Source organism: Rhodohalobacter sulfatireducens, from assembly GCF_022012475.1.
Classification (GTDB): domain Bacteria; phylum Bacteroidota; class Rhodothermia; order Balneolales; family Balneolaceae; genus Rhodohalobacter; species Rhodohalobacter sulfatireducens.
In genome coordinates this window covers 243,505-259,033 of the sequence record NZ_JAKLWS010000004.1, presented here as the reverse complement: position 1 = coordinate 259,033, position 15,529 = coordinate 243,505, and the positions used below count along the sequence as shown (strand labels likewise).

Sequence of the window (15,529 nt, the reverse complement as noted above, 5' to 3'; positions counted from 1 at the left end):
GGCAGGCTGCCCGTTGTACGCCGGACAGCTTGTCCGGTATAGACATATTTTGTTCTGGGATAAAGTGGGAGGTTGTGTTGTTGAGCGCTGTTGAGGCGTCCTGTTTCACATGTATCGATAGGGTTGAGCTGATGTGTAACGGGCAGGCTGCCCGTTGTACGCCGGACAGCTTGTCCGGCCCGACGATCAATGATTTGATTGGAGAAGTGAATTCGCTGCTGAAGGGAGTAAGGACTACTGAAAAACTTATTTTCTATATTTGAGTGAACTCAGAATTGGGCAAAGCCTGTCCCGAACATTCTCGGGGCTGCTCGATGTACTTTCGCTTAACCCAACTCCTTAAACTGCACTTTTCGTGTCTCAGTATCAAAAGTGGCTACCATCGCATCCGTGTCAAACCCATTCACACTTCCGGGGTTAATGGAGAGAGTATCTCCAATAGTATCCATTTTTGTAACATGTGTATGGCCTGATATCACCACATCATATTTTCCACATTTTTCCAGCGCTTCGGTAATGTCAGGGTACGTTCCGTGATAAACGGCAAATTTTATCTTATCAATTTCAAAGCTGAAAAAATCTCCGTGAAGGGTGGCACCAATCTCATCAAATTTTTTCATGAGCAGGTATTTATCGCCATCGTTGTTGCCAAAGACGCCATGCAGATCCAAACCTTCAAAAAGTGGAATCGTGAAGGGGCTACAATAATCTCCGGCATGAATTACACGCTTGATCCCATTCTCATTAAAGTAAGAAACGGCTTTTTTGATATGTTCTACATGATCGTGTGAATCGGAGCAAATACCAATAATCATAAGGTGGATAGTTTTGTTTCTGTTGATGTATCAGAACAGATCTACTTCAGTGATAAACGCTTATGCTTTTATAAAATGTTTATTAACTTGTCGAACTGCAATACAGAAGATATTTATCTGTTTTAAATAGCGTCTGTAGTAAAAAAACGCAATTTTTGATAAAAAATTTAGATAATAAGCGATGTCCGTAACGAAAGATGATGTGCAATATGTAGCCAATCTTGCCCGGTTGCAACTTACCGATGAAGAAGCAGAGAATTTCAAGGAGGATATGAATGATATTCTCGGTTACATCGATCAGCTCAATGAGTTGGATACGGAAGATGTAGAACCGCTTGAACACGTGACAGAGATTACAGCGAGTAAATTCAGGGAGGATGAAGCGAAAGAGCCCATCAGTCACGATGATGCCCTGAAAAATGCTCCTGACGCCGATTCTGACTATTTCCGCGTGCCAAGAGTAATTGAGTAACATGGCGAATAAAAAAGGAAAACAGGCGCAAAAGCCGGATTTTTGGGAACAGTTATCAACCAATAAGCAGCATCTACTTGCCCTCGGTTTTCTGTTTCTGCTTCCTTTCATTTTACACTTTTCTACAACACTGGGCGGGCAGCAGTATATGGGGAATGATGCCATCCAATGGCGTGCCGGTGCAGAATCTTTGATAGAATTTCGAGATTCGACCGACGGTGTTGCTCACTGGGCAACCAATATGTTTTCCGGGATGCCCGCCAATACTCTTTCACACCCGCCTCAGGTCGAAAATTTGGATACTACACTGCTTCGATGGCTGGAATTTATATACCCGGCTGTAGAGATGTGGATTCTATTGGGCGGTGCTTACCTGATGTTTATCCTAATGGGCATTCAGCCCCTTTCAGCGTTATTCGGAGCAATCATTATTGGGTTTACAACCTACATTCCCATCATAATTGATGCGGGACATAAAGCGAAATTTATAGCCTATATCTACATTCCCTGGCTCTATAACGGGTACTTTTTAATCACTCGAACTAAATGGAACCGCTGGCTTTCGGTATTCCTGTTTGCCCTGGCCCTAACACTTCACTTACGAGCGTATCACCCTCAGATAACCTACTACTTTCTCTTCCCGTTGGGAACTCTTTTCATTTATGATTGGGTGAAAGCGATCCGGGCAGACAACTCTAAAAAATATCTTCAATACACAGGGATGCTTCTCGGGGCCGCCGGTATTGCTGTACTGATTACGTTCCAGATGTACTGGAGTACGCTTGAGTATACAGAATTCAGTATGCGTGGAGGATCGGAGGCAGCAGGTACCGAGGGATTGGCGCGCAATTACGCTTTCTCGTGGTCGCAAGGGGTGGGAGAGTTACTCACATTGCTAATTCCCGGAGCTTTTGGTGGATCTGAGTTTTACTGGGGCCCCAAACAGTTTACCAGTGGTCCACACTATTTTGGAGCACTGGCCTTCCTCTTTTTTGTGATAGGTTGGATGAAATCTGATCACAGGTTGAAATATATTTTCCTGGGTCCGGGTATTGCAACACTTCTGTTTTCCCTGGGAGAGAATTTCGGATTACTAAATAACCTGATGTTCGATTATTTTCCACTCTTCGACAAATTCAGAGTTCCTGAAACATGGCTGATTGCAACGATATTCTGCTTTTCTGCTGTATCAGTTTTTGGGTTCGATTGGTTCATCGACCAAATGAAAAAGCATAAAGCATCCGGTAATTGGAAATTGCCACTGATGGTTTCTTCAGGATTGGCTGTTATTGCCATTTTGATATCCCTACAGGCACTTTCATACGAAAAACCGGGCGAACGTCAACGGCTTGCCCAACAGATAGCTAATCAAAACAATGTAGCGGTAGACGACCCAAGAGTTTCGCAGACAGTAACCCGTGCACTTGAAACCCAGCTCATTCCACAACGCCAAGAGTTAGCACAAAGAGATACTTTTAGGTTTGCATTGATTTTTATTCTTGGAATCGCTGTTATTTGGGCAATCGGATCTCGAAAAATACCTCTTTCGGCAGGACTTATATCACTTATCGTGATTTTGGCATTCGACTTGATAAGAGTAGATAGCAGGTATCAAACTGAGAGGTCACTTGTGGACCAAAGCCTGGAAGCGGAAGATGTGATCGAACGAAACAAGCGCCCGCTTGACCAATTTTTAATAGAAGAGGTAACACACGAAAATGGATGGAAGTATCGCGTTCTACCCCTTCTTGATAATGCATTTAACAATGCTATTCCGGCTTATTTTTATCCATCGGCCGGTGGGTATTCAGGAGCCAAGCTCGGCTATTACCAGGATCTTGTAGACCAAGCCTTTTTCCCCGGCGGCAGTTCGGTAAATACGGGAATATTGAGCATGCTAAATGTTCGGTACTTAACTCTTCAGCAGCCTATTAATCTCCCGGGATTTGAGGTTGCCTACCAGGGGGATGACGGGGTGGTCATCGAAAATTTGAATGTGTTGCCCAAAGCCTTTTTTGTTGATTCTGTTGAAGTACTTGACGATCAACCTGCTGTACTCAATCGAGTATCCGGGCAGTTTGATCCATCAGAAACAGCATTTATCACGAGGGAACCGGAATTAAATATCCAATCGGATACAACTGCTACAGTTGCCGTTGAAGAATACAGCCCCAATCAAATTACACTGAATATTTCGCGGACAACACCCGGTTTTTTGGTGCTGAGTGAAATTTGGTACCCACCGGGTTGGAGTGCCACCTTGGATGGAGAGCAGATCGATATTATCCGTACCAATTATGTTCTGCGCGGATTTGAAATTCCGGCTGGAGAACATACTCTTGAAATGAGCCTTGAGCCGGTTTGGTACAAGTCCGGGTATTGGGTAACCAGGTTTGGGAGCTTACTATTATTTGGTGTCGGAGCGATTGGATTATTTGTGTTTTTCAAGCGGAAAGAACCAGAAAGTGCAGAAAATCAAGAGTGAATCTAAGCGGATAGGTAATGATCTGCGATCCATCGTTTGATCTCCTTCCATAATCTTTTTCTTGGAACCCATCCAATCAATTCAAAAATTGATTCTACTTTCCCTTGAGCCAAACGAATGTTAAAGAGTTGATATTTTTTCTGAGCGCGATTCATTTTATTCTTATGCTTCTTATAAAATGCTAAATAGCCAGAAAGTTGAGATTTCGGATTTGAAATTCGTTTGACGTCTACATCTTGATATACATTCTGAAGTGTTTTTTTTACGTTTCTGATCGGCCCATATTTTTCACAAAGCCGAATCCAAAGATCGTAGTCTTGGGCGGCATCAAGCGTTTCATCAAAGCCTCCAATTTCCAAAAGACGATTCCTTTTTACTAAAACTTGATTTCCAACTTGATTTGAATAGAGAAGATCGTCAAATGTAATAATCTTTTTTTTATGCCAAACAATGGATCGGTTAGACGCGATCATGCGATCATTTGAGGTAACGCAAGCACAAGAGTCATCATAATTGTCCAAAAGTATTGAGATTCTTTCGAGATACCATTCGTCGTCATCATCCAGTCCTGCGATATATTCACCGCTGGCATTCTCGATTCCCTGGTTTCGGGCTCGGCACGCACCTGCTGATTCCTCATTACGAATTGCAATAATAGAATGTTTTTCTTGATACTCCGCAATTACATCCTGAGTCTCATCCGTCGAACCGTCATCTATCACAATCAGTTCGATATTTCCGAAAGTTTGATTGAGAACTGAATCAATTGCCCGTGGAAGGAGATCAGATCGATTTTTTGTGGTGATAATGGCGGAAACAAGTGGCTGAGAATTCATCGGAAGTCAATCATAATGGAGCCAGAGGGCACGACTAATTTATTCATTCAGTATCCTTAGAATAATTACCTTTGAGGTGTTATGAAAAAAATTGGCAAATTTTTAATTAGAAAACTTTTTTGGGGATTTTTTCGCCATCTCTTGTCAGATAAATCTTACGCGAAAGTTCGTTATTGGATAGAATTAGATGAATGGCCAAACCTGGAAGATCCTCAAAAATTCACAGAAAAAATTCAGTTTTTAAAAATACAAGAACAGCCGATTATGCGAAGAAAGGCTGCAAATAGGATAGAAGTAAGGGAATATGTGAAAAAGAAAGTTGGGAGTCATTACTTAATTCCCTTACACGGCATTTATAAAAAAATTACGAGAGAGGAATGGGAATCTCTGCCGAATCAATTTGTACTTAAAGCTAATCATGGAAGTGGTTTGCTTAAGATTGTTTTTGATAAAAATCAGGAAGATTATAAAAGAGTTTATAAACAAACTGAATATTGGAAAAGGTTTGACTATGCAGAATTTGGCAGGGAAAGAGTTTATGAAGACATTCCCAGGAGGATTGTAGCCGAAGAGTTATTGCTGGATTCAAACAATAATATTCCGTTTGATTATAAATTTTTCTGTTTTCATGGAAAAGTAGAGATCATTCAGGTAGATATCGATCGGTTTTACAATCAAAAAAGGAAGTTGCTGGATCGGAATTTTAATGAGATTCAAGCAACTATTTTACACCCTAAATATGAGCAAGAGTTGGAACGCCCTGCAAATTTAGATGAAGCGATTGAGATTGCCGAAAAGTTATCTGCAGATTTTAATTTTATTCGGGTGGATCTGTATCTGCTTGAGGATCATATTTATTTCGGAGAACTTACAAATTATCCGGGAGGTGGGTTTCAACCGTTTCAACCTGAGTCGATGGAATACAAAGTTGGAAGTATGTTACAGTTATGAATCAGATACATATTGTTGGAGTGAGTCCAAGATCGGGCACAACACTACTTGTAGAAGCGATGAAGACCTGTTTTGAGATCGATTATTGTACACCTCATGAGGATCGATTATTTACACGCCCACCGTTTAAAACAAATATATTTTTAACAAAGCGGCCCCGGGATATTATGATTGCAGGACCAAGTTTGAAAGTTGATCGAAATTTCTATGTAATCTGCTTAATTCGTGATCCCCGTGATATCATCTGCAGTAAACACCATAAGGCGCCTGGCCAATACTGGACCGGTCTGAAATTTTGGAATGTATATAGCAAAAAATTGAAAGAACTTGAGAAATATCCACGTTTTATTACTGTCAAATATGAAGAATTTGTTTCCGATCCGGATAGGGTTCAAAGATTGCTTATGAAAAAAATTCCATTCTTAACGAAAAAAATGGATTTTAGTGACTATCACTTGGCAGCTTCTGTATCTGAATCCTCGAAAGAGGCATTAAAAAGTGTTCGTCCCATTAAACCAACAAGTGTGGGGAAATGGAGAGAACACAAATCAAGAGTTTTGAGGCAAATTCAGTTACACGGAGACATTACGGAAGATCTGATTAGCTTTGGATACGAAGAAGATTCCCAATGGATGAAAGAGCTGGAAGGAGTTGAGCCCGATCAATCAGAAAGTTACCATACAGAGTTTCCTACTATAAGAGATTTTATTGGTTTTAGAGTTGGAAAATATGCAGAATCGGTGCGTAGAATAATTGAACAGTTGATAGGTAGAAGAATTCGAATTACTCACCCGAAAAAGTGGCTTTAACCTGAAAATTATGAATATTTAATACATTGATACCAAAAGAACCTCAAATAACAATTGCAATATGTACATATAATCGGGCGGGTTATCTGAATGATACTCTCGATGATTTATCTGCACAGAATGTGAGTTCAGCCGTTTTTGAGATTCTTGTCGTTAATAACAATAGTGAGGACGGAACAGAAACAGTTTGTGAGATCTTTACAAAAACGAACCCGGAGCTCAATTTTAGATATTTGACAGAGAATAAACAGGGACTTTCTTTTGCAAGAAATAAGGCCGCAAGAGAGGCACAAACACCTGTTATAATTTATATTGATGATGACGTAATACTTCCTCGTGATTATGTGCAAAAAGCACTAGACTATATCGAAAAGCGTCCATCGACGATGTGTGCGGGAGGGAGGATTTGGGTTGAATTTGATGAAAATGATCCGGATTGGATACCCGATGAATTGATGCCAATGTTTGCTTTTCATGATTTGGGAGAAGATGACAAACTGTATCCTGCTTCCAAATTTCCTATTGGCGCAAACATGATGATTCGTACATCCATATTTGATGCTTTTGGGTATTTTGACACACAGCTTGGTCGTAAAGGAGCTCAATTGTTGGGAAGCGAAGAAAAGCATTTTTTTGAGAAACTTCGAAAAAACGGGATAGAATTACACTACTGGGCCAATCTTGAACTAACACACAGGATCGGGTCAAACCGACTTGAAAAGGAATACCTGGAAGAACAATCTTTAGGAATTGGGAGAAGTGAACGGAAACGAGTTTCAGAAATTGAATTCGGAACTATTAATAAATTTGGCAGCGAACTCATTAAAATTTTGGGAAGCTTTTTGTTAGCTATCGGTTATCTGGTAAAAGGAAAAACCAAGGCTGCAGGATTTATCCTACAATTTCGGGTGTGGGTACTCAAGGGTTTTCTCAATCCTGATGGGGCCAAAAAGAAATCAAAAACTAATTAAACCTGCATTTTGGGAATCATTGTTCGCCAAAGCATTTCTAACACGGTTATATCTTATATAGGGATCGCTTTAGGATTTGTGCTTACAATTTTAATGTTCCCGCATATTCTTACACCTGATCAGTATGGTCTCACACGTGTCCTGATTTCGGCTTCTTTTATCAGTTCGCAATTTGCACACCTGGGATTTCAAAACCTGGTGATTCGTTATTACCCCTTTTTTAAAAAAGCAGCACCTGAAAAACACGGATTTTTATTCTGGATTATTACTATCCCTGTCATTGGATTCTTGATTTTCTCTGCTGTCTATCTTGTTGCGAGTGATACCATCATCCAGTACTACAGCGAGCGCTCACCTCTGTTTGTAGATTATTACCTCTGGGTGATACCACTTACGCTGTTTATCATCTACTTTGAGGTACTCAATAACTATTTACGTTCACTTCGTGATTCCACAACCGGTTCGGTTGTCAATGAAGTTCTGCAGCGATTTATCTCAATTATTGTTCTTGCCATCTACTTTTTCGAATGGATTAGTTTCGGACAGTTTATCACATTTTTTATTCTGAGTTACCTGTCCCAACCGCTTATAGTGGGAATACAAATTTGGCGAAAACAAGAACTACAACTTGTTCCGAATTTTTCAATCATTCGTAAAAAATTAATAAAGGGAATGGCCAGTTATAGTCTCTACTCTATGTTGGGTGGGCTTACTACGGTCATCGTTTGGAATGTGGATATTATGATGCTTGGCTCTATGGCCGGCCTGGATGATACCGCTGTATATTCAATCGCATTTTATATATGTACTGTGATTACCGTCCCGCAACAATCAATTTACAAAATTGCGGCCCCTCTTTTATCTGATTTCATTAAAAGTAAACAATGGGGGGAGGTCGAAACTATCTACAAAAAATCTTCGCTTAATCAGATCATTCCGGGACTTTTGATTTTTGGATTAATCTGGCTCCATCTTGATAAACTCTATATGATTCTCCCGGATATTTACGCCGCTGGACTATGGGTGGTATTTATCGTGGGAATTGGCAAATTGACCGGAATGGTGTGCGGACTGAACGGTGTGATACTTTCCAACTCGAAACACTATCGGGTCAGCTTTTACACCAATATAATTTTGGTAGTTATAACGGTTGTAGCCAATTACCTGTTAATTCCGGCATATGGAATTGAAGGGGCTGCACTTGCATCAGCAATGGCTATAATTATATACAATGGTGTGAAATATCTGTATGTGCTGATCAAAATGAAGTTACAACCGTTTAGTATGAAAACTCTTTGGGTAATTTTGCTGGGAGCATTCACCATTTATATCTCACATGCTTGGGTAGATTTTTCCTCTATTTGGCTGGACATGGTTATAAAATCCATCATTTTTCCCTTAACATTTTTGGCGCCAATCCTTTACTTTAAGGTTTCTCCAGATATCAATGAACTTTTAGAATCACTTCGGACGTATTTAGCTCGATGAAAGCACTACTGATTGATGAGGACTCCGACCAACCGGTAATGAAGGTTGGCGAAATTCCTGATCCCCATCCGGAATCCCATGAGATTCTTGTGAAAGTTGAATCCACGGCGCTTAATCGTGCCGATCTTCTCCAGAAAGCAGGAAAATATCCAGTTCCGGAAGGAGCATCTCCTATACTAGGATTGGAAATGGCGGGTGTTGTAGATAAGGTTGGATCCAGAGTTACAGAGTTTAAACAAGGGGATCCCGTATTTGGGCTTCTGCCTGGTGGCGGATATGCGGAGTATTGTACCATCCATGAGAATATGGCAATGCCCGTTCCGGAGGAACTCTCCTTTGAAGAAGCTGCCGGAATTCCCGAAGTGTTTCTCACGGCTTTCCAGGCGATCGATTGGTTGGGAGAATTATCCAAAGAGGAAACGATTTTAATCCACGCCGGTGCGAGTGGTGTTGGAACGTCTGCAATTCAGTTGGCAAAATATTTATATGATGTACGAATCATCTCAACGGCTGGAACGGATCAAAAAAATGAACTATGTGAAAATTTGGGTTCAGGCCTGTCCATCAATTATAAGGAAGAGAATTTTGCTGATGTGATTGAGTCGAAATTCGGAGAGAATTGTGTAGACCTTATTATTGATTTTGTGGGTTCTCCTTACTGGGACATGAATATAAAAATTTTAGGATTGGACGGGCGTTTGGTTTACCTGTCGATGTTGGGCGGTGCCAAAGTGGATCAGATGAATTTAGTGCCGATTTTGAGAAAACGATTGACGATCAAAGGCTCAACACTTCGAAACAGAAGTGATGCGTATAAAATAAAACTTACCAAAGAATTTAAAGAAAAAGCGCTTGGTTTATTTTCGGACGGAACATTAAAGCCGATTATTGACTCAGTGTATGATTGGAGTGATGTTGAGGAGGCTCACTCAAGAATGAAAAAGAACCTCAACGCGGGAAAAATTATATTAACGGGAATGTAAATTCATGAATTTTAGGAAGGATGCACCGATCGGGATATTCGATTCCGGGCTTGGTGGTTTAACAGTAGCGAAAGCCGTATCCGAGGCTCTCCCTAACGAGGATATTATCTATTACGGAGACACTGCCAGGGTACCGTACGGAATCAAATCACAGCAAACCATTCGAAATTACTCGATTGAGATCAGCCGATTTCTTCAAGCGAAAGGGGTAAAGATGATTATCATTGCCTGTAACACGGCTTCAGCGGCAGCATTTTCAGGCGTATGTGAAGCAGTTGGAGATATTCCCGTCCTGAACGTGATTGACGCAGGAACCATTTCTGCGATTCGATCCGGTAAAAAGCATATCGGTGTGATCGGAACACTTGGAACCGTAGGGTCGGGAGCCTATGAGCTGTCTCTGAAAAAAGCGAATGAGGAGTTGATCGTAAAATCGAAGGCATGTCCGCTTTTGGTACCTCTTGCCGAGGAGGGTTGGACAGATAATTCCATCGCCAAACAGACGATTGATATCTATCTTAAGCCGTTTCGAAACAATGGGGTAGAGGCTCTTATTTTAGGGTGCACTCACTATCCGCTTTTCAAAGATTCGATCCTGGAATATTTTAATGGAAAACCGATTGAGATTATCGATTCTGCAGAAGCTGTTGCCGAAATGGCAAAAGGTAAACTTTCGGAACTGGATCTGTTGAATGATTCCGGGAAAAAAGGTGAGTTAACCTGTTATGTGAGTGATCGCCCACAACGATTTCGAGAGTTGGCTGAACGGTTTATTGGACGGGAGATTGATATTAAGACTGCGGATTGATGAATTGAAACTAGCACAAGTGACATCCTTGATTTCTGGATGGTGAAATAATTCTTCCGGAAAGATAAAACCTATATTATATCAATGTTTGCTTTCAAGCACCGGATTTAACACTTGCCCCAGCTTGAAGACTGCCGATCAATCCTTCGCCTTTTTCTTTTTTGAACTGATAATATAATTCACAAATAGAAATTCCATAGCTGCGGATTCATAACCTTTCCAGCTTTCGATCATAGATTCAAATTCCTCTTGGCTTGTATCTGAGGGATCGCCACCATAGCTCATAATGATCCATTTTCGCAATCCTTTTTCTTCTCCTTTCGTCATATTACTTGGAAAAACCGCATCTGTACGTTCACGGAAGAGCATTAGATCCTGGCCCGTCGTCGGTCCGATTCCTCTGATTTCTGAGATCTTATCGTAGAACTCCTGTGGTTCAGCCTCTTTATCCAGGTAATCGAGATCAACTTCTCCGGCAAGCATATCCTGTGCCAGACCCACTAAATATTCTCCCTTCTTCAGTGTAGGACCCAGTTTTCTTATTTGAGCCGGGTTCGCTTTCGCCAATTGAAAGGGTCGTGGCCAGGAAGGTAACTTTTTCCCATTGTGCGATAGATGGGTTCCATACGCATCCCGGACTTTAAACACCATCTTTTTGGCTGTGGGTTTATGCGAAAGTCTCATCTGAACGATTCGATTGATGATATCCTCAAGAAGATTGCCGCGAGCCATCCGTTTCAATCCATAAAATTCGTTCAGTTTGGGTCTGAGTACGGGATCATCAGACGCTTGATCGTACAAGGGCCGCAGATCGATATTAGTACCAAGAATTCGGGCTAAAACGCGATTGGCCTGTTCAATTTCATCTTTAGAGAGATTCTCCGTTGTCTCGACATTAAATTCAGGATTTTCAGGATCGCCATTAAAAAATACCGTTGCAATGATATCTCTTTCATTCAGTGAAAGCGGACGAGTAAATCCCTCTTCAAAAATTTTCTCAGGTTCGTGCTCGTGATCAAAATAGGGATCGATATCGAGGCAGATAAACCAGTCGTGCGGTGGAATGGATTTTAGAGTCCAGGAAGACATAGAAAAAAGTTGATTAATTATTTTTATGAAGAATAATCAATTCAGATATCTATCTGAAAATTAAATATTTGTAAACTCACCAGATTTGTAGTACATTTTGTATAACAATAATCAAGTAAATTAGTAAAGTTATGCGTTCCGTTCGATTACCGGATGAGATTGAAAAAGAGTTGAAGTCACTTGCCGAGCAAAAGAAAGTATCTCGGTCAAATATTATCAAAGAGGCATTAGTAGAGTATATCTCCAAAGAGAAGAAATATAATCGTCCCTACGATATCGGAGAAGAATATTTTGGAAAACGGGGAAGTGGAGAAAAAGATCGTTCCACTACATACAAATCGAGAATAAAAGAGAAAATCCGTGAAAAACAGTCTGATTGATGCCGGCCCTGTAATTGCTCTGTTTGACAACAGCGATCAATATCATTTAAAGGTCCTGAATTTTTTGAGAGAATATGAGGGTCGCCTGATTTCTACCTGGCCAGTTCTGACCGAAGTAAGTTACATGCTTGATTTCAATACTAAGACTCAACTGGATTTTTTAGATTGGGTTCGTGACGGCGGGATTGAGATTCATAACCTGGAGCAATGGCAGATTGGTGGCATTCGGGAAAAGATGGAAAAATATTCCGATCTCCCTGCTGATTTTGCTGATACAACATTACTGGAAGTAGCAGAATCGAGAGATATTGGAAACATTATTACACTGGACCGGGATTTTAGTGTGTATCGATTGAAAAACGGTAATTCAATTACAAACCTGTTAACTTAGTACGTTTCAAAACAGGTCTCCATATTTATGGTACAAATTCACTATTCAAAAAGCTTTGCGATCAAGTTCGGCTTTTTCCTTTTGATTTGTTGTTTTACTGCCTTTGACAGTTTCTCCCAGGGGTTCAATATATTCAATAGCCGAAATCATCCTGAATTGGATTGGCAGGTTCTTGAAACGGAACACTTCAAGATCATCTATCCAGACAGAATATCAGGAATTGAAACGTTGGCTGGTACCATTGCCGAAGAATCTTATGATGCTCTCTCAAAGAATATGGGAGTCACATTTACAGAAAAAGTGCGGCTATACTTTTCTGATGAAGATGAAATTGAAAACGGTTTTGCCAATCCAATGGGGCGGGGATATTCCATGATGTGGGTCAATCTGAATGGATTCAGGGCCGGGCGAAATGGAAGTGTAAAATGGCTCAGACATGTTATTTCCCATGAATTGGGTCATATTTTTCACTATAAAGCCGTGTGGTCGGATATGGGGATTCTGCAATTCCTCATCGCTACACCCATTGAACGTCATTGGACGGAGGGACTCGCACAATATGAAACGGAAGAATGGAATTCGCAGAGAGGAGATCGATGGCTCAGAAAAGCCATTTTCGACAATAGTCCAAATTTTAGGGATGGTCAGTCTATTGAAAATGGTGCATTGATGTATGCCGTGGGAAATTCACAACTACGATACTTCACCGAAAAATATGGTGACAGTACTTTGGTGGATATGCTTTCCTGGCGAGATAAAAAACTTGGGTTGCTTGAATATCACGACTTTGATGAGGCTTTTAATGAATACGTTGATGGCGGTTATGATTCGTTTTACGATGATTGGCTCAAACATGTAAATGTGTACTACAATACGGTAGCAGCAGGTATGGAACGGACGGATTCGTTAGGTACAGAACCTTTTGATTTGCCGGGTCAATATTACCGTGATATGACAGTGAGTCCTGATGACAGGCTGATTGCAATAAATTCTATACAGTCACTTTCCCGCCCGGTTCGCTCTCTCTATATCGTTAAAAACGATTCGACAAAAGAATATCGAAAAGTAGCAGAAGGAAGTATTAACTATGATATGAGCTGGAGCAGAGATGGGAAATCACTGTATTATTCACGTCTATCCAGGGGTGAGAATTCATCACTTTATAATGATATCTATTTGCTAAATGTTGAAAGTGGAGAGGAAAAGAGAATCACTATAAGCCGGAAGGCGGCTTTTCCAACACAGGGAGAAAATGATGAACAAATTGCCTATATCGTAAATGAAGACGGAATTGGTAATCTGTTCATCAAAGATTTAGAATCAGGTAAAGAGAGCAGAATTACAAATTACCAGTCTGATGTTCAGCTTGCTTGGCCGACTTGGCTTCCGGATAAAAATCGATGGCTCCTCTATAAGTTTGATGAAAATTTGAATCGCCGGTTTATTCTATTGAATCCTGAAAATGGAGAGGAGCGAGTTCTTTTAGATGATGGGAAAGGGGACAATCATCGGCCGATTTTAAGTCCGGATCAGAAGCAATTTGCATTCAGTTCGCTCAGAGATGAGGTGCCGAATGTATTTGTGTATGACTTTGAATCAGACTCCTCCCGGCGCGTCACAAACTTGTTTACGGGCGGGGACCTGTTTGGATGGATTTCAGAAACCGACTCAGTTGATTATCAACAGTTCTTAATTGAGGCAAGTGAAACTAAAAATCGGGATCATGCTTATTGGATTGATGTGAACCGTAAGCCGGCATCACAGCCAGTTGAAGTTCCTCAAGCTTATTCAAGTTGGCGTTTAAAATCTCCACCACATGAAATTCCGTTCGATATTGAAGCTGATCCGTTAAAAATGGTTGACCAGTACGAATATCGACCGCTTCGAAATATCACGCATGCAGCTACAATTGCTCTGCCATATTATGCCGGTCCGGACCACTGGGGGATTGGCGGAACAACGAACTGGCTCGAACCGATCGGAAAACATCTTTTCACGGCTTTCGGCTCGCTTTCATTTCCCAATACAAAGGAGAATTCGTATGGAGCTGTCAATTATCAGAATAATCAATTTTTTCCGAGTCTTACATTTTCGGCATACAATCTTCCTGCAAATTCACGATTTTATGGCAGTCGTTACCTGATGGAGAAATTGATCGGTGGAGAAGTAATGGTTTCGTGGCCAATTGACTCCTTCAGTAAATCATATCAATCTTCGTGGTTTACCGCTCGAATTAGGCATGTTCTCGTAAATCCAATAGATCGCGAGGATTTTGAAAACGGCCCGGTACTTCCCACACCTGTAAAGGGACGACAAACCGATCTAAAAATTGAATGGTCACTCCAAAAGCAGAAACCCTGGAAAAACAATGCTATTCATCCATTAGACGGGTATGGGATAAAAGCCAGTTTACTTGGGGCTGACAAAGTTTTGGGCTCGGATGTTCGCTATCTAGAAGCAGACATTAACACATACACGACCCTGCCATCCATTGGCACTCAACGGGTTTATTTGCAGGCTCGATATCAACAGCAATGGGGGAGGCCTTTTCCACAGAATGATATCGGTTTAACCCGGTATGACAATATCACAATCACCCTGCCGGACCAGGTATTTGTACAGTTTTTTAATGATTCCGAACGGGTTCGCGGTTATCGAAAATATGTAGCCGGAAAACGCGTACTCTTTGGATCTGCTGAGTACAGAATGCCATTTATCCCTTCCCTTCAAACAGAAATACTTGGTTTGATCCGTCTCGGATCGACCTCACTGACATTATTTACAGATGCAGCTATCGTTGGTGATGCCATTCAAGAGGATGGATCTGCAACGACAATTGATAGATGGGGCGCCGGTGCAGAAATTAAGAATGAGCTACGAGTTTTTGGATTGAGCTTTGCGCACTCAGTTGGGATAGCACAACCGGTGAATGATCTTTTTGAGGATGATTTTGTGGATCTTTACTACAGGGTAAAAGCGGTGGTTCCGTTTTAAGCGGAAGTGAGATTTGAGAGCCGTAGTGACGTAGCCAATTAAATCAATATTTTCCAA

The 15,529-nt window shown here is 41.1% G+C and carries 15 protein-coding genes; 12 read left to right on the top strand and 3 right to left on the bottom strand.

The window, feature by feature from the left end; genetic code table 11:
• A partial coding sequence (locus L6773_RS05540) for a hypothetical protein (RefSeq protein WP_237852865.1) occupies nucleotides 1–263 on the top strand: 263 nt, incomplete at its 5' end.
• 63 nt (nucleotides 264–326) lie between these two features.
• Here the strand turns inward: L6773_RS05540 and L6773_RS05535 are convergent.
• Entirely contained in the window at nucleotides 327–815 is a 489-nt protein-coding gene (locus tag L6773_RS05535; protein ID WP_237852864.1) for a metallophosphoesterase, read from the bottom strand.
• Nucleotides 816–996: 181 nt separating this feature from the next.
• On the opposite strand from L6773_RS05535, the gene gatC reads away from it, so the two are divergent.
• Both gatC and L6773_RS05525 read left to right on the top strand, forming a co-directional pair.
• Nucleotides 997–1,287: an Asp-tRNA(Asn)/Glu-tRNA(Gln) amidotransferase subunit GatC gene (gatC, locus tag L6773_RS05530; RefSeq protein WP_237852863.1), complete on the top strand. Its 291-nt coding sequence runs from the start codon at nucleotides 997–999 to the stop codon at nucleotides 1,285–1,287.
• A gap of 1 nt (nucleotide 1,288) precedes the next feature.
• Entirely contained in the window at nucleotides 1,289–3,772 is a 2,484-nt protein-coding gene (locus L6773_RS05525; protein WP_237852862.1) for a glycosyltransferase family protein, read from the top strand.
• A gap of 2 nt (nucleotides 3,773–3,774) precedes the next feature.
• Here the strand turns inward: L6773_RS05525 and L6773_RS05520 are convergent, their stop codons facing one another.
• Complete coding sequence (locus L6773_RS05520) at nucleotides 3,775–4,608, bottom strand: glycosyltransferase (protein ID WP_237852861.1); 834 nt, start codon at nucleotides 4,606–4,608, stop codon at nucleotides 3,775–3,777.
• A gap of 81 nt (nucleotides 4,609–4,689) precedes the next feature.
• Here L6773_RS05520 and L6773_RS05515 point away from each other — a divergent pair, with 81 nt between their 5' ends.
• Genes L6773_RS05515 through murI form a run of 6 tightly spaced genes read left to right on the top strand, consistent with a single transcriptional unit; the run spans nucleotide 4,690 to nucleotide 10,618 of the window.
• Nucleotides 4,690–5,559: an ATP-grasp fold amidoligase family protein gene (locus L6773_RS05515; RefSeq protein ID WP_237852860.1), complete on the top strand. Its 870-nt coding sequence runs from the start codon at nucleotides 4,690–4,692 to the stop codon at nucleotides 5,557–5,559.
• A complete protein-coding gene (locus L6773_RS05510; protein ID WP_237852859.1) occupies nucleotides 5,556–6,368 on the top strand; it encodes a sulfotransferase family protein in 813 nt (270 codons plus the stop codon). The genes L6773_RS05515 and L6773_RS05510 overlap by 4 nt, the downstream gene beginning before the upstream one ends.
• A 26-nt stretch (nucleotides 6,369–6,394) precedes the next feature.
• A complete protein-coding gene (locus tag L6773_RS05505; RefSeq protein ID WP_237852858.1) occupies nucleotides 6,395–7,339 on the top strand; it encodes a glycosyltransferase in 945 nt (314 codons plus the stop codon).
• 9 nt (nucleotides 7,340–7,348) lie between these two features.
• Nucleotides 7,349–8,827, top strand: a complete 1,479-nt coding sequence (locus tag L6773_RS05500; RefSeq protein ID WP_237852857.1) for an oligosaccharide flippase family protein — start codon at nucleotides 7,349–7,351, stop codon at nucleotides 8,825–8,827.
• The gene (locus L6773_RS05495; protein WP_237852856.1) at nucleotides 8,824–9,810 is read left to right on the top strand and encodes an NAD(P)H-quinone oxidoreductase; all 987 of its coding nucleotides are present in this window, start codon (nucleotides 8,824–8,826) and stop codon (nucleotides 9,808–9,810) included. The genes L6773_RS05500 and L6773_RS05495 overlap by 4 nt, the downstream gene beginning before the upstream one ends.
• 4 nt (nucleotides 9,811–9,814) lie before the next feature.
• Nucleotides 9,815–10,618 carry a glutamate racemase gene (gene murI, locus L6773_RS05490; protein ID WP_237852855.1) on the top strand — a complete coding sequence of 268 codons (804 nt, stop codon included), beginning with the start codon at nucleotides 9,815–9,817 and terminating at the stop codon, nucleotides 10,616–10,618.
• A 138-nt stretch (nucleotides 10,619–10,756) separates the two neighbouring features.
• Here murI and L6773_RS05485 read toward each other — a convergent pair whose 3' ends face one another.
• Nucleotides 10,757–11,707 (bottom strand): DNA-3-methyladenine glycosylase family protein, encoded by a 951-nt coding sequence (locus L6773_RS05485; protein WP_237852854.1) that lies wholly within the window; start codon nucleotides 11,705–11,707, stop codon nucleotides 10,757–10,759.
• 131 nt (nucleotides 11,708–11,838) lie between these two features.
• Here L6773_RS05485 and L6773_RS05480 point away from each other — a divergent pair, with 131 nt between their 5' ends.
• From L6773_RS05480 to L6773_RS05470, 3 genes are all read left to right on the top strand, one after another.
• Nucleotides 11,839–12,087, top strand: a complete 249-nt coding sequence (locus L6773_RS05480; RefSeq protein WP_237852853.1) for a CopG family ribbon-helix-helix protein — start codon at nucleotides 11,839–11,841, stop codon at nucleotides 12,085–12,087.
• Complete coding sequence (locus tag L6773_RS05475; RefSeq protein WP_237852852.1) at nucleotides 12,068–12,478, top strand: type II toxin-antitoxin system VapC family toxin; 411 nt, start codon at nucleotides 12,068–12,070, stop codon at nucleotides 12,476–12,478. Before L6773_RS05480 ends, L6773_RS05475 begins: the two co-directional genes overlap by 20 nt.
• 156 nt (nucleotides 12,479–12,634) lie before the next feature.
• On the top strand, nucleotides 12,635–15,472 hold the full coding sequence (locus L6773_RS05470) for a TolB-like translocation protein (RefSeq protein ID WP_237852851.1): 2,838 nt from the start codon (nucleotides 12,635–12,637) through the stop codon (nucleotides 15,470–15,472).
• Nucleotides 15,473–15,529 lie beyond the last annotated feature (57 nt).

Bases quoted from the DNA above. Each gene is read 5' to 3' on its own strand.
- L6773_RS05535 (WP_237852864.1), bottom strand. From the start codon at position 815: ATGATTATTGGTATTTGCTCCGATTCACACGATCATGTAGAACATATC.
- gatC (WP_237852863.1), top strand. From the start codon at position 997: ATGTCCGTAACGAAAGATGATGTGCAATATGTAGCCAATCTTGCCCGG.
- L6773_RS05525 (WP_237852862.1), top strand. From the start codon at position 1,289: ATGGCGAATAAAAAAGGAAAACAGGCGCAAAAGCCGGATTTTTGGGAA.
- L6773_RS05520 (WP_237852861.1), bottom strand. From the start codon at position 4,608: ATGAATTCTCAGCCACTTGTTTCCGCCATTATCACCACAAAAAATCGA.
- L6773_RS05515 (WP_237852860.1), top strand. From the start codon at position 4,690: ATGAAAAAAATTGGCAAATTTTTAATTAGAAAACTTTTTTGGGGATTT.
- L6773_RS05510 (WP_237852859.1), top strand. From the start codon at position 5,556: ATGAATCAGATACATATTGTTGGAGTGAGTCCAAGATCGGGCACAACA.
- L6773_RS05495 (WP_237852856.1), top strand. From the start codon at position 8,824: ATGAAAGCACTACTGATTGATGAGGACTCCGACCAACCGGTAATGAAG.
- murI (WP_237852855.1), top strand. From the start codon at position 9,815: ATGAATTTTAGGAAGGATGCACCGATCGGGATATTCGATTCCGGGCTT.
- L6773_RS05485 (WP_237852854.1), bottom strand. From the start codon at position 11,707: ATGTCTTCCTGGACTCTAAAATCCATTCCACCGCACGACTGGTTTATC.
- L6773_RS05480 (WP_237852853.1), top strand. From the start codon at position 11,839: ATGCGTTCCGTTCGATTACCGGATGAGATTGAAAAAGAGTTGAAGTCA.